The organism is Oscillospiraceae bacterium, from assembly GCA_025757985.1.
In the GTDB taxonomy this organism is placed as follows: domain Bacteria; phylum Bacillota; class Clostridia; order Oscillospirales; family Ruminococcaceae; genus Gemmiger.
The window spans coordinates 1,453,013-1,476,398 of sequence record CP107210.1; the positions used below are offsets into that span (position 1 = coordinate 1,453,013).

At 44.9% G+C, this 23,386-nt stretch carries 21 protein-coding genes and 1 pseudogene; 21 read left to right on the forward strand and 1 reads right to left on the reverse strand.

The window, feature by feature from the left end:
- The first annotated feature begins 106 nt into the window (after window positions 1-106).
- The 20 genes and pseudogenes from OGM67_07290 to OGM67_07385 all read left to right on the forward strand — a co-directional run bounded on the left by OGM67_07290 (window position 107) and on the right by OGM67_07385 (window position 19,787).
- The gene (locus OGM67_07290) at window positions 107-3,391 is read left to right on the forward strand and encodes an N-6 DNA methylase (GenBank protein UYJ36101.1); all 3,285 of its coding nucleotides are present in this window, start codon (window positions 107-109) and stop codon (window positions 3,389-3,391) included.
- A gap of 421 nt (window positions 3,392-3,812) precedes the next feature.
- Entirely contained in the window at window positions 3,813-4,823 is a 1,011-nt protein-coding gene (gene trpS / locus OGM67_07295) for a tryptophan--tRNA ligase (GenBank protein ID UYJ36102.1), read from the forward strand.
- Window positions 4,824-4,934: 111 nt separating this feature from the next.
- Complete coding sequence (gene greA, locus OGM67_07300; GenBank protein UYJ36103.1) at window positions 4,935-5,423, forward strand: transcription elongation factor GreA; 489 nt, start codon at window positions 4,935-4,937, stop codon at window positions 5,421-5,423.
- Window positions 5,424-5,527: 104 nt separating this feature from the next.
- Window positions 5,528-7,030 carry a lysine--tRNA ligase gene (gene lysS, locus OGM67_07305; GenBank protein UYJ36104.1) on the forward strand — a complete coding sequence of 501 codons (1,503 nt, stop codon included), beginning with the start codon at window positions 5,528-5,530 and terminating at the stop codon, window positions 7,028-7,030.
- Window positions 7,031-7,341: 311 nt separating this feature from the next.
- On the forward strand, window positions 7,342-8,001 hold the full coding sequence (locus OGM67_07310) for a hypothetical protein (GenBank protein ID UYJ36105.1): 660 nt from the start codon (window positions 7,342-7,344) through the stop codon (window positions 7,999-8,001).
- Between the two features lie 133 nt (window positions 8,002-8,134).
- On the forward strand, window positions 8,135-8,437 hold the full coding sequence (locus tag OGM67_07315; protein UYJ36106.1) for a hypothetical protein: 303 nt from the start codon (window positions 8,135-8,137) through the stop codon (window positions 8,435-8,437).
- 130 nt (window positions 8,438-8,567) lie between these two features.
- Window positions 8,568-9,317 carry an ATP-binding cassette domain-containing protein gene (locus OGM67_07320; protein ID UYJ36107.1) on the forward strand — a complete coding sequence of 250 codons (750 nt, stop codon included), beginning with the start codon at window positions 8,568-8,570 and terminating at the stop codon, window positions 9,315-9,317.
- Window positions 9,314-9,835, forward strand: a complete 522-nt coding sequence (locus tag OGM67_07325; protein UYJ36108.1) for a hypothetical protein — start codon at window positions 9,314-9,316, stop codon at window positions 9,833-9,835. The genes OGM67_07320 and OGM67_07325 overlap by 4 nt, the downstream gene beginning before the upstream one ends.
- Window positions 9,805-10,155: pseudogene (locus OGM67_07330) on the forward strand (tyrosine-type recombinase/integrase). The gene OGM67_07325 and the pseudogene OGM67_07330 overlap by 31 nt, the downstream one beginning before the upstream one ends.
- A gap of 249 nt (window positions 10,156-10,404) precedes the next feature.
- A complete protein-coding gene (locus tag OGM67_07335) occupies window positions 10,405-11,139 on the forward strand; it encodes a hypothetical protein (GenBank protein ID UYJ36109.1) in 735 nt (244 codons plus the stop codon).
- Between the two features lies 1 nt (window position 11,140).
- A complete protein-coding gene (locus OGM67_07340) occupies window positions 11,141-11,677 on the forward strand; it encodes a hypothetical protein (protein ID UYJ36110.1) in 537 nt (178 codons plus the stop codon).
- 171 nt (window positions 11,678-11,848) lie between these two features.
- Window positions 11,849-12,766 carry an Abi family protein gene (locus tag OGM67_07345; protein UYJ36111.1) on the forward strand — a complete coding sequence of 306 codons (918 nt, stop codon included), beginning with the start codon at window positions 11,849-11,851 and terminating at the stop codon, window positions 12,764-12,766.
- A 66-nt stretch (window positions 12,767-12,832) separates the two neighbouring features.
- Window positions 12,833-13,723: a hypothetical protein gene (locus tag OGM67_07350; GenBank protein ID UYJ36112.1), complete on the forward strand. Its 891-nt coding sequence runs from the start codon at window positions 12,833-12,835 to the stop codon at window positions 13,721-13,723.
- A gap of 836 nt (window positions 13,724-14,559) precedes the next feature.
- Window positions 14,560-15,033 (forward strand): PrgI family protein, encoded by a 474-nt coding sequence (locus OGM67_07355; protein UYJ36113.1) that lies wholly within the window; start codon window positions 14,560-14,562, stop codon window positions 15,031-15,033.
- Window positions 15,002-15,718: a hypothetical protein gene (locus OGM67_07360; protein UYJ36114.1), complete on the forward strand. Its 717-nt coding sequence runs from the start codon at window positions 15,002-15,004 to the stop codon at window positions 15,716-15,718. The genes OGM67_07355 and OGM67_07360 overlap by 32 nt, the downstream gene beginning before the upstream one ends.
- On the forward strand, window positions 15,687-16,367 hold the full coding sequence (locus OGM67_07365; protein ID UYJ36115.1) for a hypothetical protein: 681 nt from the start codon (window positions 15,687-15,689) through the stop codon (window positions 16,365-16,367). The genes OGM67_07360 and OGM67_07365 overlap by 32 nt, the downstream gene beginning before the upstream one ends.
- Before the next feature lie 23 nt (window positions 16,368-16,390).
- The gene (locus OGM67_07370) at window positions 16,391-17,173 is read left to right on the forward strand and encodes a hypothetical protein (GenBank protein UYJ36116.1); all 783 of its coding nucleotides are present in this window, start codon (window positions 16,391-16,393) and stop codon (window positions 17,171-17,173) included.
- A 692-nt stretch (window positions 17,174-17,865) separates the two neighbouring features.
- On the forward strand, window positions 17,866-18,327 hold the full coding sequence (locus tag OGM67_07375) for a C40 family peptidase (GenBank protein ID UYJ36205.1): 462 nt from the start codon (window positions 17,866-17,868) through the stop codon (window positions 18,325-18,327).
- Window positions 18,314-19,303, forward strand: a complete 990-nt coding sequence (locus OGM67_07380) for a hypothetical protein (GenBank protein ID UYJ36117.1) — start codon at window positions 18,314-18,316, stop codon at window positions 19,301-19,303. The genes OGM67_07375 and OGM67_07380 overlap by 14 nt, the downstream gene beginning before the upstream one ends.
- 139 nt (window positions 19,304-19,442) lie before the next feature.
- Entirely contained in the window at window positions 19,443-19,787 is a 345-nt protein-coding gene (locus OGM67_07385) for a hypothetical protein (protein ID UYJ36118.1), read from the forward strand.
- 138 nt (window positions 19,788-19,925) lie between these two features.
- On the opposite strand, the gene OGM67_07390 is transcribed toward OGM67_07385, so the two are convergent.
- On the reverse strand, window positions 19,926-21,119 hold the full coding sequence (locus OGM67_07390) for an ATP-binding protein (protein UYJ36119.1): 1,194 nt from the start codon (window positions 21,117-21,119) through the stop codon (window positions 19,926-19,928).
- A gap of 108 nt (window positions 21,120-21,227) precedes the next feature.
- On the opposite strand from OGM67_07390, the gene OGM67_07395 reads away from it, so the two are divergent.
- A complete protein-coding gene (locus OGM67_07395) occupies window positions 21,228-23,357 on the forward strand; it encodes a relaxase/mobilization nuclease domain-containing protein (protein UYJ36120.1) in 2,130 nt (709 codons plus the stop codon).
- Window positions 23,358-23,386: the final 29 nt, after the last annotated feature.

Genomic DNA, 23,386 nt, shown 5'->3' on the forward strand with positions numbered 1-23,386 from the left:
CCCCCTATGCAATTTCGCGGAAATATGCGTTTGAGGGGGCAACGGTCTCCAGACAAAAAATAACAGAGATAATTACTCCCCCATGGGGATGAAGGAGGACATAAAAATGGATTACGAATGGCTCGAAAATGGAGATTATTGGATTCATGTTGAGAAAATGCGAACCTCAATCATGAGAGATGCTATGGCAGCAAAGACTGAGGCGCAAACAGCGGAAGCATTTCAAAGACAGATTTATTACTTTATTAGATTGCATACAGGTATTGAACTTGATTTTAACCAAGAAACACCTATTAAAGGTGGTCTTACGCATGATTTCGGTATATTAAAAAATCGCACCTCTGGAAGAGGAAGACTAGATGCCGTAGTAAATAATCTTATTATTGAATATAAGAAACATTCAAAATTAGAAAAAAAGAATGACCAAGATACTGCGACAAGTCAGGTTAAAGACTATCTACAAACATTATTTACTAATGACGGCATTAAATATAATGCCATTCTAACAGACGGAATTAAAATATCCTATTTTGGTTTTAACGGCGATAAAATTGAATCCACAGCATTTAAGAATACTGAAGCAAAAGATATTGATAGAATCATTCGCGCAATATTAACCAACAATTGTAAAAAAATCATTCCTGAGAATGTTTTAAAAGATTTTGCAGTAAATAGTGAAACAGAATCTATATCAAAAGAACTTGCATGCGAACTGTATGCAAAGCTTATTAACAATCCAACAGACAAAACAAATATGCTCTTTGCCGAATGGGAAAGTCTTATGCATTTATCATTCGATGATAATGGAAAAGGAAATGATATTGAAAAAAGACGTGCCGAACTTTCACTTATTTTTAGAGATAATATCATTGACCCTGTTAAAGAATATAAAGCATTGTTTGCACTTCAGACCGCTTACGCAATTATAGTTAAACTCATTGCATGTAAAGTAATCGACAAATTAGAATACGATTCTTCTACCAAGAGTTATTCTGACTTAACAAAAGTTACTGCCGCAGAGCTTCAAAACTTTTTAGAAAACCTCGAAGATGGTTATGTCTACAGAAGCAGTAATATCATCAACCTGTTAGAAGGAGACTTTTTCTCGTGGTATTCAACAAAGGAACAATGGGATGCCGACTTATGGGAAACAATAATAAAAATAATCACATGTATTGATGAATACTCGAACTTCTCTTTTGAAATCACATATGAACCTGTTGATATATTCAAAGATTTATATATGAGTATCATGCCAAAAGCAGTTCGTCATTCCATGGGCGAATATTTTACTCCTGCTTGGCTTGCTGATTACGTTGTATCCGAAGGAATAAAGCTCCAACAGAATAAAAATTGGAAAGCAATTGACCCATGTTGTGGTTCTGGGACATTCATTATTGCACTTATTAAAAATATAGTGGGAAATGTTAATTTATACGATCTTTCAGATGAGCAGAAAGAATCACTCAAGAAAAAAATCCTTTCTAGCGTATATGGGATCGATATAAATCCGCTTTCAGTTTTATCTGCTAGAGTAGGTTACTATCTAGCCCTTCGACCTTTTGGTGATGTTAAAGACATAGAAATACCAATTTACTTAGGCGATTCAGCCATCACACCTACAAAGGAAGACGTTGATGGTATTGCTTGCTATAAATATTCAGTGAGTAATAACAAAAAATCTTTTGATGTAATATTGCCTTCAAGATTTGTTGAACAAAAGAACTTCGGTAAAATAATGGCATCTTTACAATCCGCGGTAAAGACTAATAACTCGGAAATTCTCTATGAAATGATTACTGGTAAATTATCCAATTCTGAGAAGAATTCAAAAGATTTAATTACAGCCATACAGTCGATGTCAGATGACTTAATCGAACTACACAAAAACAACTGGGATGGTATTTGGATTAGAATTGCAACCAATTTCATGTTAATAGCAAGATTGCAAAAATTTGATTTAATTGTCGGCAATCCTCCTTGGGTAAAATGGGAACATTTACCTTCAACTTATGCAGCAAAAATCAAAGAACTATGCAATGTTAGACATATTTTCTCTACAAGGGGCCGTTTCGGTGGCACACAGCTAAATATATGTGCCCTTATATCAAATGTATCTGCATCAAACTGGTTAAAGGAATCTGGTGTGCTTGCTTTTCTAATGCCCGATAGTATTATGTCTCAAAACTCATATGAAGAATTTAGATATTTTTATTTAGATTATGAGGCTAAAGAAAGACTCTATTTACAAAAAATTGACAAATGGGAAAAACCACTGAAACCATTTACCTGTGAAGATGTTGTTGTATCGCAAGATTTTAACACTTACTATTATTCAAGGAAAAAAGTAGATTATAAAAAAGGTATAAATGTTACTACCATTTCCCGCACCAAAAATATTACAGATATAGTGTTAAACCAAGAAACCTCATTTGACAAAGTGAAAAAGCACCTAGTTTTTGGCAAGAAAATTGCCGCTCAAATGTCTGACACAACATCAGCTTTTTCTTATTTATCTGATGTACATGATTTTAGCAAAATAATAGGTGACTCTTCATATGAGTACAGAACAGGCGTAGAATTTACTCCTCAAGAATTATACATGCTTGTAGGGATGGGAACATCTAGAAAATCTTCACATTATAGATTTGGCAACAAGAAATTTGCTCGTTCAAAATACGTTGTTGATGATATGCCAAAAAACGGATGGGAACTTCCTACGGAACACATATACCCTATTGTTACCGGACCTTCACTTACACCTTTCAAATGCAGTTTGGAAAATGAATATTGTATTCTTCCATACTCAGCAGATAATACAGATGCACCAATAGGAATATCGGAAATGATGACCACTAATCCAGAATTGTTTGATTATCTTTTGAATCACCAGGACTTAATCGATAGTCAATCTGAAAAAAGTAAGGTGATGCATCGCGGTGAAGAGTTTTATGCACTATCAAAGATAGGTCCATATACTTTTGCTGATTATATTGTAGCAGCTCGTGACAATACTAAATTCTGTGCTACAGTAATTGAGCCAACAAATACTCCTTGGGGCGAAATCAAACAATCAATTTGTGTTAAGCATACAATGATAATTGGAAGAACAACATCCGGTAAATTCATTGGTAAGGATGAAGCATACTTTATAGCTGGTATTCTTAACAGTGATATTGTTATCCAATATATGCAGAATACTTTTAAAAGTAATGGTTACAGCCTAAAGAAATCACATTTTTATCTTCCTGAGTACGATAAGACAAATTCGTTGCATAGAACAATAAGTAAATTAGCAAAAAAAGCTTCTGGACTAGATGATGAAATCAAAATAGCTAAAATTCAAAGAGAACTTTCAAAGGTTTATATAGAGTTATGTGCCACTAGATAAAACGAGAGCCACAATCCCGGTATCCCTACCAACGATTGTGGTTTTATCAGCTATATTCATCCCTAAGTAGTCCATTACTACTAGGAATTTCTCCCCACACATTTGACTTTATCCCCATTTCATCTATGTGCCTTAGTAGTCTAACCCGTAGTATTTATGCGGTTTTCCGCCACATTTTGCCCTGTGTTGCCCTACTTTGCAAAGCCCTGCATTATAGTAAAACTGGAGTGCCGTGGCAAACGAAAAGTATTTTGATCATACCAGAGTTTCCTTTATAATGCTGCAATTTTTGGGGGCATAAAACATTGACAAACGGCCCCTGTTTCACTATATTTATTAGTATACACGAAAACGCCGAACTTGTCTGCCTCTGCGCAAATTTTTATGCGGAGGCGGTGCGGTTTGTAAGGGAGATATAACTATGGCAGAAGAAAAACGCAAACGCATCCTCTCGGGCATCCAGCCCACCGGCACGCCCACGCTGGGCAATTATATCGGCGCAGTGCGCAACTGGGCCCTTTTGCAGTCTGATTATGAATGCCTGTATATGGTGGCAGACCTGCACAGCCTGACTGTGCGTCAGGTCCCGGCCGAGCTGCGCCGCCGCACCCGCGAGCTGGCCGCCCTGCTGCTGGCCGTGGGCATCGACCCGAAAAACCATGTGCTTTTTGTGCAGAGCCATGTACCCGCGCACACCCAGCTGTCCTGGGTGCTGGCCTGCAACACCCAGTTCGGCGAGCTGTCCCGCATGACCCAGTTCAAAGACAAGAGCGCCAAGCACCCCGACAATGTCAACGGCGGCCTGTTCACCTACCCGGTGCTGATGGCGGCCGACATCTTGATTTACAACGCCGACCTCGTCCCGGTCGGGCAGGATCAGACCCAGCACCTTGAGATTGCCCGCGACATCGCAGGCCGCTTCAACGGCATCTACGGCGACACCTTCACCCTGCCGGAGGGCTATGTCCCCGCCAGCGGCGCCAAGATCATGTCTTTGGCCGAGCCGACCAAAAAGATGAGCAAATCTGACACAAATGTCAACAGCTTTATCCTGATGACCGATGACAAGGACACCATCGTGCGCAAGTTCAAGCGCGCCGTGACGGACTCTGACGGTGTGGTGCGCTTTGACCGCGAGGCAAAGCCCGGCGTGTCCAACCTGATGTGCATCTACAGCACCTTCACCGGCAAATCAAACGATGAGATCGCCGCCGAGTTTGAGGGCAAGGGCTACGGTGACTTCAAGATGGCCGTTGCCGAGGTCACGGCCGATGCGCTGGCCCCCGTGCAGGCAGAGTACGGCAAGATTCTGGCCGACAAGGCCTATGTGGACGGCGTGCTGAAGGACGGCGCCGAGCGCGCAGCCCGCCTTGCCAACCGCACGGTCAGCAAGGTCTACCGCAAGGTCGGCCTGCTGCAGCTGGATAAATAACGCTGTGTCTTGACAAATCCCGCTTGAACCATTATAATATGTAAGTTAGTGCGGCTCCCCAGTTGGTGCCGCACAACTTTTACTATCCATTTTACGTTAGGAGACACTGCTATGGCTAAAGAAGTTGTCGTTACCCGCGAGGGCTATAATAAACTGGAGCAGGAACTGGAAAACCTGCGCACCGTCAAGCGTAAGGAAGTTGCCGACAAGATCAAGGTTGCCCGCGGCTATGGCGACCTGAGCGAGAACGCCGAGTATGATGCCGCCAAGGAGGAGCAGGCTTCTGTGGAGGCCCGCATCGCCGATCTGGAGGCCACCCTCAAGCTGGCACGCATCATGGACGAGAGCGAGCTGTCCAACGACACCGCCTCCATCGGTATGCATGTCAAGATTCTGGCCGAGGGCGATGATCCTGAGGATGCCGAGGAGTACGACCTGACCGGCTCCACCGAGGCCGATATGGACCTGAACCGCATCAGCGACGAGAGCCCCGTCGGCGCAGCCCTGATCGGCTGCAAGGTCGGCGACCACTTTGATGTCACTCTGCCCAACGGCAACATCATCACCTACACGCTGCTCGAAGTAAGCCGCTCGAAGTAAGAAAATAATAGAGCGCCCGCGGGCGGATGCGGACATTTGCCCCTACGCCCTTCCCGCAAAGGGCAAGCTCAATAGAACAAATAATCACGAAAGGACGATCTCTCATGGAGCAGAATAAGCCCCAGACCGAGCAGGAGCTCTCCCAGCAGGCCGCTGTGCGCCGCCAGAAGCTGGCTGACCTGTGCGAAGCCGGTCACAACCCCTTTGAAATCACCAAATATGCGCAGGACGCGTACTCGGCCGACCTCAAACAGGAATTTGCCGAGCTGCCTGCCGAGGCGGAGACCGGTAAGATCGTCTCTCTGGCCGGCCGTATGATGTCCAAGCGCATTATGGGCAAGGCCAGCTTTGCCCATTTGCGCGACCAGAAGGGTGACATCCAGATTTTTGTCAAGCGTGACCTGCTGGGCGAGGAAGCCTACGCCGCCTTCAAAAAGCTCGACATCGGTGACATCATCGGCGTCAAGGGCGAGGTTTTCCGCACCAAGATGGGCGAGATTTCGGTGCGCATCACCGAGCTGACGCTGCTCTCCAAGAGCCTGCTGCCCCTGCCCGAGAAGTTCCACGGTCTGACCGACCGTGAGGCGCGCTACCGCCAGCGCTATGTTGACCTGATCGTCAACCCCGAGGTCAAGGACACCTTCGTCAAGCGCAGCCAGATCCTGAAGGAGATTCGCGCGTATCTGGATGAGAAGGGCTTTTTGGAGGTTGACACCCCCATCCTGACCCCGTTTGAGATCGGTGCCTCTGCCCGCCCCTTCTACACCCACCACAACACCCTGAACATGGACATGGTTCTGCGCATTGAGACCGAGCTGTATCTCAAGCGCCTGATCGTGGGCGGCATGGACCGCGTGTATGAGGTCGGCCGCATCTTCCGTAATGAGGGTATGGACCCCAAGCACAACCCTGAGTTCACGACCATCGAGCTGTATCAGGCCTTCACTGACTTCCACGGCATGATGGATCTGGTTGAGGAGATGTACAAGCGTCTGGCCCTCAAGGTCTGCGGCAGCTTGGAGATCACCTATCAGGGCAAGCAGATTGATATGGGCCACTGGGAGCGTCTGACGATGGTGGAAGCCGTCAAGAAGTATTCCGGCGTCGACTTCAACGACTGGAAAACCGATGAGGACGCCATTGCCGCTGCCAAGGAGCATCATGTTGAGCTACCCGAGGTCCCGACCAAGGGTGCGATCCTTGCAGAGTTCTTTGACGCGTTTGTGGAGGATAAGCTGATCCAGCCCACCTTCATCTATGATTACCCTGTCGAGATCAGCCCGCTTGCCAAGCGCAAGCCCAATGATCCGGCTTTCACCGAGCGGTTTGAGTACTTCATCGACTGCACCGAGTATGGCAATGCGTTCAGCGAGTTGAATGACCCCATCGACCAGAAGGCCCGCTTTGAGCGTCAGGTCGCCGAGCGCAAGGCTATCGAGCCGGAGTGCCGGGCACAGGTCGATTATGACTATGTCAACGCGCTGGAGTATGGTCTGCCCCCCACAGGCGGCCTCGGTTTCGGTGTGGATCGCCTTGTCATGCTGCTGACCGACAGCGCCTCGATCCGTGATGTGTTGCTGTTCCCGACGATGAAGCCCATCGACTAATTTTGTGTCGTAGCTACGATATAAAATTGCAAAAAACAGGCCATTTTGGGGCAAAATGTACCAAATTTATCCCATTTGCCTGAAAATATCCACAAGCGATTTTGCGCGCATCCTGCCGAAAAGCAGGATGCGCATTTTTGTTGCAGCGTGAATTTTCACCACTGGCGGTACGGTTTTGAGAGCCTATCGCCAGTCTTGACAGACAAAACCGCAGCAATTTCCGAAGGAAAATTCCGGCGAGGGGGACATACTCTCCCCCGCCGTTTATTATAGATTCCCGAAAGATTTTGAAATGAAAGAAGGTATTTCCCATGAGCATCATAGACTGTATTTCCGGCGAAACCGAATTTCTTCGAAGCATGAAGTTAAATGAGCGAATTTGGGGTGCTTTCGGAGATAAAATACTGGTTTATCAATATATTGACGATAATACTATTGGCCTCGTATCCTGGGATCTCAACGACACATCAAATGATGAGGTACTTTTCACGTGGAAAATGAATGACACCTATCCCATTTTGGGCGATGGTGTTCTTTCCTACGTTGGTGACGACGGATATTTTCATTTGATGGATTTGCAAAGCAAAGAGGATATTCCTCTATCACAGTACAGCATTCCTACATCCGACATCAGCAACATTTCCGTAACACCACTGTTTGCTGATAATGGTCATCTTCTAATTCGAGAATTGAATGGTTCCGAATGTACTTACTTTGCATTAGATACGAGCGGTGATATACAGACGTTTGATCTTTTGTATGATGTTGACGGTGATTCCGAAATCTTTTATCCGATTACATCTGTAGATGAAGATCACTACTTGGTTTGCGCTGGCTTTGCTGTCCAAAATGAGGTATCAGCTTTAGACGATGGTTCTTCCACTGTCTTACCTGCGCCAGATTTTCTCTATGCAATTATTAATAAAGATGACTACTGGCACAGCATTACAAATTATCAATCTTTTGAATAGCACTCTTTCTTTCTAACTAAAGTCACTTTGACAATTTTTTCCACCAATCTAAAATTTCACATTAAAAGCCTTCCGCAAAGAACGCGGATGGCTTTTTGCATACCCCCTATTCGATAATTATGTCGAGCTTGATGTGTCGTATTCGGAAGGGCAAGAAGATAAAAGCGAAAATTATATTGTTGACTTGGAGAATAGGACACAAAACCTATCTTCAATGACTTTAGCTTCCCAGGGAATACTTCTTCCGATTGTTGGTGAATATGGCGATGCCCTTTGTGTATTAAGTAATATTGAAATTCGAAATTTTCAGTTTTATAGTACAGATGGTGCATTGCAAAATGTAGATTATGTCAGCAGCCAATATGGCATGTTAAAAAAGACTGATTACTTATCTTCCAAAAACAATATAGCAGCGGTTAGCGATATAGACAACTAATCCACTTCAGAGCGTAGTCACTGGCCGCAGAATGTAGCAATGCCTATGGAACAAGTTGTTTCAACCATATAGGCGAGTCAACTGTTCCTTGCACGTTTTAGAAACGATTAAGATTTGAAAATTTCTATTTATGATTACGTTAGAATTACATATCTTACGAAAGACGTTCATATTAACTTCACTAAAAAAATCTCAAGCGAAGCACGCATTATCAGGAATTTCCATTTCATTCTCTGCCGGATTATATGGAATCTTAGGGCCTAATGGCGCTGGCAAGTCTACTTTAATTCACATCATCACAGGCACGCTTGCTCCTGATTCCGGATCGGTTCTTTGGTGCGGCAAGCCTGCAATGGGTATTGTCTTCCGCCGTATTCTTGGCTATATGCCGCAGCAGCAGGGTTTGTATGACAGCTATACCGGCCGCCGTTTTCTTGCCTATATGGCCGCGCTGAAAGAAATCCCGCGAAAGACCGTTGCCGCCGAGATAGCCCGTGTGGCTGCCGCCGTAAATTTAACCGCCGAATTGGACAAGCGCCTTTCTGCCTATTCCGGCGGCATGAAGCAGCGCCTACTGTTGGCATCCGCTCTGCTTGGAGATGCGAAGCTGTTGATTTTAGACGAACCAACGGCAGGTCTTGACCCGAAAGAGCGCGTCCGTCTGCGCGAACTGCTGGCAGATATGGCTAAGGATCGAATCATCCTTGTGGCAACACATGTTGTTTCGGATGTAGAAACAGTAGCAACCAAAGTTATCCTATTGCGCGCCGGCAAGATTGTGGATGCCGCGCCCGTGCCGGAGCTGATTGAAAAATATGCTCCCGGCCAAGGTCTGGAAGATGTGTACTTGAATGTGTTTGGTGAGGGAGACGGTAAATGAGTCTATTTTTTGCTGAACTCCGCAAAATCTGGGGTGGCAGGGTGTTCCCTGTCCTGTTGGCGATACTGGCGTCCGCCAATCTCTTGCTGCTGTGGATGGGCACCCGCCCCACCGCCAAACAGCCTCCTGCATCAGCTTATCGCGCAGTAGGTGTCGAGCTTTCCGATAAAACCATGGAAGAAAAGAGAGCCTACCTTCACGACAAATACACCGAGATAGAAAGCCTTGTAAAAATCGGGCAGTATTATCGGGAACTGGCTTACGGCGGCTATGGGCTCACTCAGTATCGGCAGGACAATGCCGCTATGTTCGATGCCTATGAACAAGAGTACACAGATAAGACCTATACTCTATTTACGGATAACTTGAACACAGAGTACCGCCTGTTCAGCCAGCTGCAAAGCGAGTATGACACCGTGGCTGCTTACAACGACTTCTTGGAGGGGGTTCAAACCAAGGCCGCCCAACTGTCAGGCATGCCCACGATGAAATCGATGGTTACTCCGGGTTCATCCTAACAAACCGCTTTGGAAACGTATGCAACCCGCATACCATCAACCGCGTCATCGAGCGGATGTACAAAGGCTACAACAAACAGGAAACAGAGCAGGCCCGCGCAGAAGGGCGACAGCCGATGCTGATCCGCCACTTTTCCGTACACAATTTACGCCATACATTCTGTACCCGATTCTGCGAGAATGAAACGAACCTAAAAGTCATTCAGGACATCATGGGCCACGCAGACATCACCACCACAATGAACATTTACGCCGAAGCCACCAAGGAAAAGAAGCAGGAGGCAATGGCAAATTTGAACGGGAAAATCAAGATTATGTAAAAGCAAAACGAGCGGGAACAGCACCGAATTGGGTGCTGTTCCCGCTCGTTTTGTTACCGTAACTATTGATTGTTTGATTTGGGTTGTCCTTACGCTTGAAATAGTGTATAATATTTTCAAAACTACCCTCGTACTCTGGGAAAATACATCTCACCCACTATTGGGCTAATTGAAGTTAGGGTGTAATGAGTGAAAATATTGTTTTGGAATCTAGCAAAACACAACTTGTCGAAATATATCAAGGAAATTTTGGCTGAACAGGATATAGACGTCGCCATTTTTGCGGAGCATTCAGGCGTTGATTTTAGAATATTATGTGAGAAAGTTCTCAATGAGAAGTATGTCTTTATAGAAGGTTATGGAAACTGCGAAAAGATACGCCTTATTGCAAAATCCTCTATAAAAGTATCTGTTCGCCGCGAAGATGTTCGATATTCAATATCTTCTGTCTCGATTTTGAATCAAAAATATATTGTGGCAGGTGTTCACCTGCCCGCAAAACCGTATGCATCGCCGTCGGATCGTGAAATCCCTATTCAAGAGATGGTATCAGCTATTCAAGATGTTGAAAAAGAGGTAAAGCACAGTCGTACTATTGTAATGGGAGATTTTAACTGTAGTCCATTCGATGTAGAGATGATTTCGAAGAATAAAATGAATGTCGTTCTCTTTAAGAAACTAATCAATAAGGCAGAAATTGTTACATGCAACCGACGTCAATATAAGAGATTTTATAACCCTATTATTGAATATCTTACCGAAAAGGATGAGTCCTATGGCTCTTACTATTATGCTGGCAATGCGGAATCTTTATACTGGTATTGCTATGATCAGTTGTTAGTAAGAAAGGCTTTGGCTAACGATATTCAAAATGTATACTTTTGCAAAAGGGCTGGAAATACAAACTTAATAAAAAATTTGCGTCCGAACAGTGCAATAAGTGATCATTTGCCTATTATAGGTGTAATAAACGGGAGGACTTAACATGGGCGGAACAAAGTGGCCAAATTTTAAAAACAACAATTTACTTACGCCTGCAAATGATGTAATTCCAATGCTTCGTTCTGAGGCTCGATCACTTGAAAAGCAAACAGGTGGAAAAGTCAAGGCGACTTTTTCAAAAATAGAGTATGGCAGAAATGGTATTACTCAAATGTTGGATACCACTTTGGCTATTTCCAAAGCAATGTCATCATATGGAAACGAAATTGATGAAAATGCCAACAAAAATGATGCGAATGAACTTTTCATACGACAAGATTATAAATTTGAAATTTACAGCCAATCCTATAGATTTCGCGTTTTCACATTACATTATAATGAGTTTTATCCGTTGGGGATGACTCTTAATGAGAGTCTTTTGAAAGATACAGGCTTTTCTCGAAGCGATATAGAGATAGAGAGCCGTAACGCTTTGGACGAAGTTATCGAGAATCTATTCTGCTGCAAAAGACTAGTTGATACTATAGAGCGAATGATGTCTGTTGATTCACTACTACCACAAGACAATAGTGAAACGTAAAGATATTCCTTGACATTTTCTAATGATTGGCATATACTATTAGCAGTGATCGTGCTGTGGATACTTGCGAGGCCCACAGCCCAAGGGGGTTCCTACTTGTAGGAGCCCCTTTTTTAGTAACTATTTTAGTAACAATGAATTTTAAGAGGAATAGAAATGCTAAAGCCGTTTTTGACTTATGAACAGCAGCTTGCAAAGCTACGCGACGAAAAGCATCTTGTGATTTCCGATGAGGAAAGTGCATCAAATAAGTTGAAACACATCGGCTACTACTCTCTTATTAGTGGTTATAAGCATCTTTTCCGTGTCCCGAATCAGAAGAACTATAAGGATAGGGTTTCTTTTGACGAAATTGTAGCTTTATATGAATTCGATGAATCACTGCGAGACCTTTTTCTTCATAACTTGCTACATATTGAGCGCCATATGCGTTCTCTTTTGCCGTATTATTTTACGGAGAAGAACGGTGAACGGCAAGACTCTTATCTGAATAAGGAAAACTATAATTATAGTAGAAAACACAAGAATGGCATAGACCGTCTTGTTAATGAACTACAAAAATTAACGCAAACAGAACGACACCCTTACATAGCATATCAACGTAAAAACTACCATAATGTACCCCTGTGGGTTTTGGTTAACGCACTAACCTTTGGAACGCTTTCTAAGATGTATTTTTTCTTTCCTTCCGACCTACAAAGTAAAGTGGGCAAGAACTTTCCCAGCGTTAACGAAAAGCAGCTTGGCCAGTTTCTTTCCGTTCTCACTAAGTTCCGCAATGTGTGCGCCCATAACGAACGGCTCTTTTCTTACCGATGCAGAGATGCTATTCCTGATACAAAGCTTCATCAAAAGCTGGACATTCCGAAAAAGGGCGACACATACGAACACGGGAAAACAGATTTATTTGCCGTGGTCATCGCTTTTCGCTATTTACTCCCCCGTGAGGATTTCATCCTTTTCAAGAAAAAGCTATCCGCGCAAATAGATGCAATCTCGAAATCGGCAAATCATATTACAAGAGACGAGTTGTTATCGGCTATGGGATTTCCTAAAAATTGGAAAGATATTACCAAATACAAATTCTAATAATTTTGTAGCAACGAGAAGTTCCAGAAGGCGATTACTCAATTTATTCTGAATCCAGAGGAAGTTATGTATTATTTGGTAGATTTACACGATGATAAAATGAATTTTATCGACGGTATAAACAGCGATACTTGTTATCAAATACTTGATTCGTCTACAATAGTTAGTGAAACTTTAGAGTTCTATTATTTGGGAAAATGCGTCGGTGATTCATTGGATGCGTTGCTTCAGTGGAGTTCTATTGCCAATCCAAACGGCAACTATATTATGCGAAATTTGCATTCCTCAGAACGTTTAGTACGGAGCTTTTTATTCGAGTGGAGAACTTGTCTTGACCACATGGAAACTGAAATCAAACATAAATATGGCAAAAAGTCAGAGCTGTTAAAAGTCTTTGAAGAAAGCACGCATGCTGCTTATGATGCATATCCCGAATATGCATTTACATGCCATCTGCGAAATGTTTCTCAGCATTGCCAAAACATTGTTCATGGGTTCAATTCCTCTACTGGAATTGGCATATCTAGTAATGTTCAAAAGCTCCTTGATGAATATGACAAATGGAAACCTGTTGACAGGAATTATATGAATAGCTCTGGAGAGAATATCGATTTAATAAAGACTCTTTCTGTTGCTTTTCGGGCTTTCAATGAGGCGCTTGCGCCTGTATTACGTTACCTTTTAAATACAAAGGATGTAGGAAAAAAGCTGTTGCATCTTCGAGCATGGGGGGATTTCTTACAGAAGCAGTTCCATCATGATATACATTGCTATCACATTTTTGATCTTAAATTTGAAAACGGGCGCGAGGCCACCCGCGAAGACTTAGCTGCTGGAAATGTTATTATCAATGCCAATCCTATTGACTGGGACATGGTCTACGAATTGTCTAATTCTGTATCCGTAATAGATACATCTACTGTAAATGACAACGCGAACAATTTTCCTTTACCTTGAGAGTTAAGGAAAAGCCCAACAGACTATGTACAAAATCCGTAAATAGTTTGCGGTACAATGGTAAAGTACATAAATATGTATGCTCAGTGTATCAATTAGTTTGATTTGAGGAAATAGCATACAATTTAATCACGGAGTATCGTCACTGGCTATTTCGCGTAAAATGTTTTTAGTGATCGTATTGCGGATATTTGTGAGGCCCGCAACTCAAAGGGGGGCCTATTCGTAGGAGGGCCTCTTTTTTATTACACACAACAGGAGTCAAGCGCTTTTTAGAGCCTTTGATTTATTGGGGCGTTCATTGCTGAACATAACCATCTTCGTCAAATTTGTTTCGGCTCTTTTCGGTGGCCGTTTAACCCGTTCAGGCGCATCGTCTATCCCGGTTTATCACGCGGTTCATGTACCAAACCGTGTACCAAATGCCGAAAGCGTGATAGAATAATACATAATCTGATGAAACGGTAATTTACGGTGTATCGCAGTATCGCTCCAATGACGAATTAAGATATAACCATAAAATGAGTGAATCGTGCAAGTCCCCACGATGAAGCCCATTGACCAGTAATTTATCGAAAATATTTCGTTAATACGTCAAACACAAAATGCGAAATATGTAAGAATAGCTGTGTCACCCTCGATTTGACATCAATTTGACAGCAAATCCATGGAGAATCACGATTCGTTATGAAGCGTGATGAATGTCAGCAGAAATACGAACTGGGGTTTGCATAAAACCTTAGAGCACTTCTTAGAGAAATCTGAGAGGTGCTCTTTTTTTATCCCTGCATTCGACTTCTGTCATCAAATTGGAGGATGTCTTTATAGGAGCAACTATGATTGCCACAAAAACAAACCTCGAAATTACAGAGTACAGGGAGAAGTTCTTTTTAGGACTATCCCTCCGCCAGCTGGCCTGCTTTGCTTCGGCTGCGGTGCTGGCGATTGCGACCTGCTTTGTCTGTCTGCACTGGCTGCGGATGGATATGCAGGTCGTTTCTTATATCGTCATGGTGGAGGTGCTGCCTTTTCTGGGACTGGGCTTTATCCACCGTGACGGTTATCCGTTTGAAAAGCTCGTGAAAATTTACTGGGCATGGCACAGCGAAAATGAAGCGGTGCCGATCCGCCCCTATAAGGAGAGTCGAAATGTTCAAAAGAAAAGAACTCGCAGAAATTCCGAATGTGAAACCTATTGCCGCCGAGACGAAAAAGCAGCGCGCAAAGGAAGGAAAGCAGCGGTCAAAGCAGCTGCGCAGATCCGCAAAACAATCCGAAATGAATGCCGCGCAGAGCGCCCGCAGCATTAAGAAGCGCCGTGCGCCTGAGAAGGCTGCGGACTGTCTGCAATATGAGCGTATGTACGAAAGCGGCATCTGTGAGGTGGAACCGGGGCTTTTCTCCATGACAATGGCATTCACGGATGTCAATTTTCAGCTGGCGCGGCAGGAAGAGCAGAAAAGTCTTTTTACCCAATACAGTGAATTCCTGAACTATTTTGACCCAGATACGCATCTGCAAATCAGTCTTGTGACCCGGCGCGTGGATGCAGCGGAGTTCCGCCGCGACACGTTTCTGCCGCTGCGCGGTGATGCCCGTGACCGGTATAGCGAGGAAATGAACCGCGTTATATCGGAAAAAGCACTGCAAGGGCAAAACGGATTGATTCGGGAGAAGTATATCACCATCAGCTTGCATGAGGATAATTACAGAAAAGCGCAGGTTCGACTCCTCAAACGCGCCGAGGACATCCAAAACCTGTTCAAGCGCATGGGCAGCACTGTACGCAGGCTCTCCGGTATCGAGCGCCTGAACCTGCTGCATGGTATTACCCGCCCGGAAGAGGTTATGGAATTTTCTTATGATTGGCTGCTGGCAGAAGATTCCCTTACTACAAAGGATTTTATTGCGCCCAGTGGTTACAACTGGAAGCCGGAGCATGATGATTCCCGCGCTGTGTACAATGACCGCTACCAGTTTGCATCCGGAGCGTGAGCAGATGCCCTCGCTGCATGATTTTTACAATAATTTGTCTTTGCAGGGCCCGCAGGCAAAAGCGCTTACGATGGCGTTGAGTATGTATGTGGATGGCACAATGGACCTGTTTGCCCACCAGACAAACGTGGATTTGCAGAACCACTGCATCTGTTTTAATACCGTGAAACTGGGCAAGAGTATGCAGTCCATCGGCATGATGACGGTGCTGGACCAGATCTGGAACCGCATCACCCGCAATCGTGTGCTGGGACGCCGCACTTGGATTTTCACCGATGAGTTCCAGCTCCTGCTGGGCAACAGCGCCTGCACGAACTACTACTTCGAGCTTTCCAGCCGTGCCCGCAAGTGGGGCGCGATCCTGACTTCCATTACCCAACACGTTCGCTCTGTGCTGAACAACGAGGATGCCCGCCGTATGCTGTCCGACTGCGGCTACATCAAGCTGTTGAATCAGGCCCCGGACGATGCAAACGACATTGCGCGACTGCTGCATATCTCCGATGAAGAAAAACGGTATATTGAAAATGCCGAGGTTGGCAGCGGGCTGCTGATTGCGGATAAAGTGGTGGTGCCTTTCAACAATACTTTCCCGCAGGACACTGAGCTTTTCCGCCTGATGGATACCAATCCTAACCGCAAGAAATAAGCCGGGATTGTAGGGGTTATGAAATGTCAGAACTATTCACGCAAACGAATAAGCAGAAGAGACTCTTTCGAACAGAAGAGGATATTGTAGCGAACATTCAGACTCAATTCGGTATGCCGCATACGGGAAAAGACCTTCTGCTTGATGCAAAGATGGGACCAAATAAAGACCAGTCCAGTCGTCTGGATTCTGAACCAGATGCGCTATCTGATACAGGAATGTCCGATGATGTCGGTGCCGGTGACACATCCGGAATCCTGCATGATTCAGCTGGAGGTAATAAGAATACTATCACCGGCACAAACACACCGCGCTCCAGCCGTGCCAGCGCCTATTATGATTTGCTGCGCAGCCAGCACAAGAACGGTCACTATAAAGCTCCTGCATACCGGGTTGTGGATACAATAGAAAGTCCGCTGCAAGCCGGAGCCAGCGCTTTGAATTATCACGATGACTTCGATACGGATGCCGTTCAAAATGCAGGGCTGCACATGGCAGTAGCGCAGACTGTTGTGGAAGGTAATATCATGGCCGCCGCAGCAGATAGTGCTTTTGTGATTGGCAAGCAGACCGGCAACATCCTGAAAGAACTGAAGGATGAAACAATCAATGCAAAAGACGCCTTGAAAGCTGGTGGAAAGGTGAAGTGGTTTCCGTTAAGGATTATCGCCTTGAAACGCATACTTGCAGTGAGGGCGATGATGCCTGCGGGCAGTACGATGCTGCCGCAGAGTGGCACTGGAATGAAGGTCATGCGGAGAACGAAAGCTATACTGTATGGAAAGAGGACGGCACACATGATGTGACCGTCTTTTTTCCTATCATTTTCCCGGATGGTGCAACGGGTTCTGAACTTTCCGATTTGCCGGAAGAATACAACGCAGTTGCTGATGGGAAAATTAAGGCAGCGGACTGCACCGGCAATATTGTGCTGGATGATAGCGCTAATTTGTACAAGGGTGAACTGAACGACTGGTTTTATACCCCTGACGAGCTGACGGTCACTTTTACTGTTGTGACTGGCGAGGGTGATGATGCAGTTTCCGATGATTACGAGGTTACTTTTTCCAATGCAACCGCTATACCTTGGTGTCCCGGAGAGTTGAACGATGGGCAGTACGGTCACTACGATCTCGACTGCACGATTTATCTGACAGGCTATGACCGCTACACAGACCCGGAAACGCAGGCCCCAAACGGTGCGGACGGCGGAACAGGCAATCTGGAAGCGCTGGCTGAAAGCTGCGATGCAGGTACATTGACCCGGACAATCATCAAGCAGGATCAGTACGGCAACGAGTATGCCGGTAATGCAGTATCCGCCCGATATACAAAAACGATCACGCTGCCCAATGGCGCAAGCGGATTTCAAGGCTGGTATAAAGATGGCGAAGATGCTTATGGAAATGTGGAATGGGCATTGCTTCTGTATCGCATGGACTGGGAAGAACTGTATGACATTGTGGACGGCATAAAATGCCGCGCCACCGGCAGCGGCATGACCGAGGAAGAACTGCGGCAGCTATTTGACAGCCTGAATATTGACGCCACCACCGCGCGCGGACAGGTCGTTGACTTTGCCCTGAGCTGCCAAGGAAAGTTTGTCTATGCCCAGCCGTCTTCGCTGCGCGGCGGGCCGGGCAATCCAAGCGTGGGCATCAATCTGGATTGTTCGAGCTTTGTCCAATATTGCTATTGGGCGCAGAACCTGCCTTTTTCCGCAGGCAGCACAGCCGCTTATCGGAACGCAGCAGACCTAGTAAGTATTTCCCCGTCTGAAGTCCAGCCGGGAGATCTGCGCGTGGTATATGCCTCCGGCGGCGAGCAGGGGCACGTTCAGATGGCGCTTGGCGGCGGTGCGTGGGTCGAGTGCTGCTATGGCTATGGTGTGGCGGTGAATATGTCCAACGCCTGGATGGAAAGTAGACCGTGCTATTACTTCCGGTATGCAGGATTTTGAGGTGTTTTTTATGAGAAAATTTCTCGCATTACTTGTCGTGGCTTTTCTTTGCTTTGCAACAAAAGTATATGCAGAAGATGTTGCAACTGTAACGGTGACCGTTGCGAATTTCCCGCAGAAATTGCAGAACCGCACTGTGATTGTCACACTTGGCAATGGCCCATCTGATACAGAATCAACAGTTATTGTTCTGGATGGGTTGAACAACTACACAGAAACAGTGACAGTTGTGCCGTCAGAATATTACTGCGCTGCTGCTGTGCAGTACGATGCCTTGGGGGATTATCCCTTGCAGGAAATCGACCAGACGACATTTTTGCAAGTGGAAGATGGGAACCACTACGACCTGATTTATACCTTGGCAGACAGCAGCTGGTATGAGAGCGTGACCGGCCAGCAGCGGCACTATACGTTGCAACCGCTGGAAACGCCACCAGAGAACTATGAGCCAAAACCGGCGCAAGTAGGAGCGTACCTGACCGCACCAGTTGGCTTTTCCCAACATGTGATAGTTTACTTGCAGAATTTGTACACTGATGATGTCTATGATTTGGAGCTTTATGAATCGAATGAATTGGCTGCCGTTGAACCAAATGCACTGAGCGGAAAATACGCTTTTCTTTCTGCTTATGTTGTTGGCGATGCAGAAAACCGTTACCAATTTAACTGTGAGCAGAATGAACTTTCCACGGAAACCGGTGCGGATTTTCATTTGACGGTGACGGACACTGCCAATCCAGACCGCGAGATGAACACGCCCAGCCGAGATCAAAACAGCACGGTGCAGGCGGCAAACAGTTTCAACAACAAAAATACGGATGCACCGCAGCAGTCGACCGTTGAGCCGAAGACTGTTTCCCAACCTGTAAAGCAGATAGAAAAGCAGCTTGATCTGCTTTCCTTGCTGCTGGACTTTATGCCGGTGGTGCTTGTGGGGGCGGTGCTCTTTGCAGTGCGCTGCAAGCATCGCCGTTGAGACCCGCAGGGGTAACCGGAGCGTGAGCGACGGTTAGCAAGCATTGCATCTGTATATACACAGATGCGCTCAGGGACACCCTGAAACCCGTTTTGGGGAATATCCCCCATGCCCTTTTGACGAGAAATGGACCGGATAGATGAAAAAGAACAGAGAACGACCGATCAGCAAACTTCTCTTTTTTTCGGAAGCAGAGCTTCAAATTATTCAAGGAAAAATGCAGGAAGCCGGGATGACAAACTTCTCCGCTTATTGCCGGGAACAGCTGGTTAAGGGCGAAGTGCGTCATTACGATTTTCAGGTGCTTAAAGAGCAGACGGCTTATATTGGTCGCATCGCGGGCAGCATCAACCAAATTGCAAAACGCTGCAATGAAAATAAGTCGGTTCACACCAATGATGTGGAACAGCTGCGTCGAGAATTTCTGGAACTGAAAGCAGATTATCTAGAGCGTGTGGTTAAGCTATTGAGAAAGCTCTATTGAAGAGTGCCCACTCTTAAATAAAAAAAGTGACCACACGGAATTGCTCTTCGCATAATGTGTGGTCACTTTTTTATTTGTTCATAGATTAGGGATTTCTCTGTTTCCCAAAAATAAACTTTTTCGCGTTTTGGGAAATATTCATTTTCCGTTCAACCAATCAGCGATGTCTACAATTTGTATCCCCTCATATTGGTAGGCTTCATTATGCGTTCTTGCAATAACCATTTTGGGATAGGCATCCTTGATTTTCAGCAAGGGATCGACTTCTCGTTCAAAAGTTTTTTCGTCACTAATATTGTCAGATACCTGAATATAGATCTTTTCACTTCTGTGTAAGGCAACAAAGTCGATTTCTTTTTTGTACAATACACCAACGTAAACCTCATAGCCGCGGCGCATTAGCTCCATCGCTACAATGTTTTCCAATATGCGTCCATAGTCCATATTTCTTGTACCAAGTTTCGCGTATCGGAACGTGTGGTCACTCAAATAGAATTTGTCATTGGAGGAAAGATATTTTTTGCCGCGAATGTCATATCTGCGGAAGCGATAGAATGCGAACGCATTACAAAGATATTCCAAGTACTTGCCAACAGTTTTATGGTTAATGGCTTCGTTACTGCGAACCAAGACATCTGTAATATTTCGTGCGGATGTTTGGTTCGAAATATTATCCATCAGATAATCGACGATCCTATCCATCAATGCCGGATTACGAATCTTATATTTTTGCCTTATATCCCGGATGATAAGCGTATCAAATACATCGCGTATATAATCGTACTTTGCATCTTGATTGCGATAAAGGTAAGATCCTGCCATACCGCCCTCTTTCAGATAACGGTCAAACGCCTCATAATTGTCCTCGATTGCGAAGTATTGTTTGAATTCGGCAAATGAAAAAGGGAAAACCTTGATTTCGTAGGTACGGCCGGTAAAGAGAGTGGCTAAATCAGAGCTTAACAAGAATGCGTTTGAGCCAGTGATATATATATCAAACATTTCCATTGCATGGATACTGTTGATTGTCAGCTCAAAGTTGGGACACATCTGAACTTCATCAATTAAAACAAAATTCTCACAGCCTTTTTTGAACGAACTTTCAATGTAATCGTTCAGGGCATGGTAGTCCTTGTACGCCTCAAATTTAGTCAGATTAAAGTTGATGTGGATTATGTTTGCATTCGGTACATTTTTTACTACATAATCTCGAAATGCCTCCAGCAGCTTTGACTTTCCGCTTCGTCTTACGCCTGTAATAACCTTGATATCGGGAGTACCCATTACCTCAATGATTTTTTGCAGGTAATCATTTCGCTCTATCAGCCGCATCGTAGTTCACCTCTCTCCTATGATACTCCATCTATTACCCAAAATCAAGCAAATTTCATTTTTGGGTAATAGATACTTTTTTTGATTAAAATTACATTGGGGAAATTTATGGCTATCACAAAAATCCATGCGATAAAATCTACTCTCGGCAAGGCACTGGCCTATATCGAAAACCCAGACAAGACCGATGGGCAGATGTTGGTGTCTGGCTATAATTGCGAGCCGCAAACAGCTTCTATCGACTTTGAAATGACAGCGGTACTTGCGCACAAAGCGCGGAATCTGAAAAGGAAGCGTTCGTCAAATCTTGCTTATCATCTGATACAGTCATTTTCACCGGAAGATGCGGTAACGCCTGAACAGGCGCATGAACTGGGAAAGAAGCTGGCATTTGAATACACAGGCGGCAAGTATGAATATGTGGTAGCAACACATATTGACAAAGGTCATATTCATAACCACATCATGCTCAATGCGGTCTCTTTTTACGACTATAAGAAACTGCGGACGGTGCCTTACCGCACGGCACGTCAGATACGGGATATTTCCGACCGCTTATGCATGGAAGCTCATTTATCCGTGATTGATGATCCGCAAAAGATTGGGCAACTATACCCAGAAAACACAGGGAAAAAGAAATCTGTATCCAACCGAACAGAAATCCGAAAGCGGCTGAACTTCTGTTTGGAGCGGGCAACGGATTATAGCCAATTCCTTTCTATGGCAAAGGAGCTGGAAATCACACCTACAATCCGCGGTAAGCATATGAGCTATTTGCTGGAGGGCGCGGGTCGAGCTGTCCGGGACAATAGCTTATCTGATACTGATACATTTACTTATGCCGGTATCTGCGTCAGACTGTCTGACAATGCACAAGAGCAGAAATACCTGAGGGAGACAATTACCGGCATCCTCAGTACAGCGACAGGCATGGCAGACTTTGCTGACAAGCTGAAAACGGCAGGCATCGAAACTAAAGTAAAAAAAGCAACTGGTCAGGTGCTGTACCGAGCCACGGCGCTGGATGGCGCGTGGGTTCCCGAAGATGCGCTCGGTTCCGAATTCACCGGTGAAGGAATTGAGTATGCGCTAAAGAATGGGAAAATGCAGATTGCAGAAGACGTGGAAATCACGCTGCTTGACCGTTATCAGGAATTGACGATTCAGTATCCAGAAGTTTGTACGGCAGCAGTGAAGTTAAGCAGCCGCCAAATTCTGTCGACGGGTAAAAACGGCTTGGTTCTTCAGGTCCACGATGACAATGGAAACCCCGCCAAACTAATGGTCAACAAAAGCGAAGTGACAACTTCGCCGGACGGCGAAATCACTTTCAATGTCGGAAACGACTTCTCTTATGACTTGGTTTATGAGGACGGAACCCACGGCACGATCCTAGGCGCAAAGCTGATTCAGCAGATTGACGAGGAAAACCACGTAGAGCCTGTGCAAGTCATCCTTTCGGAAAATCAGATAAAAGCTATGTCTATTCGAGGCGTGTCGATCCATCTGCCGCAGAATGGCATTGAGCGACTATTTATACCTGAAAAATATGTACTTCGTGATTTGGATGCCGGGCAGTGTACAGTGCTTTTATATCCCAACCAGCAATATAGTTATGTCCCCATCGGAGATTCAAAGAAAAGGCTGAACATACAAGGCGACCGTCTCTCCGAATTTCTGGGAAGTTCAATTAATCCTATAACGGAAAGCACTGGACTAAAGCGTAAAATTGCTGCGGTAGAACGGCGCGCAGGAATTGAAAATGCGAAGTTCCTCGGCAAAATGCTGCAAGGCATGACCGATAGTCGAATCAATACCACCGGCGATTACGATAAAGTTATACATAATCTTGGAAAAACGCAGATTGGACTTACAAATGAACTGGCAGAGGTGAAGCAGAAGCGAACTACCTACGCGGCTGCTGCAAAACATTTGCAGATATGCAAGACTTATAAGCCTGTATGGATGGAGTATGCAGCAAAACCCTTAAATCAAAAGATGGAATATTTCAATCAACATAGTACGGAACTTCAAGCATACCGCAATGCAGCAGCATACCTCGAAAAAGAGGGCATCGACCAATCGGTAGAGATTGATAAGGTAAATGTCCTCGCACAAGAAATGGGGCATCGGATGGATGAATTAGTGGAACAATTAAGAGACGTAAATTTGCAGGAACAGAAAGTCCGTCAGGAACAGCAAACTCTTGCTGAAATTCAATCGGATTTGGTTGAATGAATGCCCAATTTGTACATATTTTTGTTAAA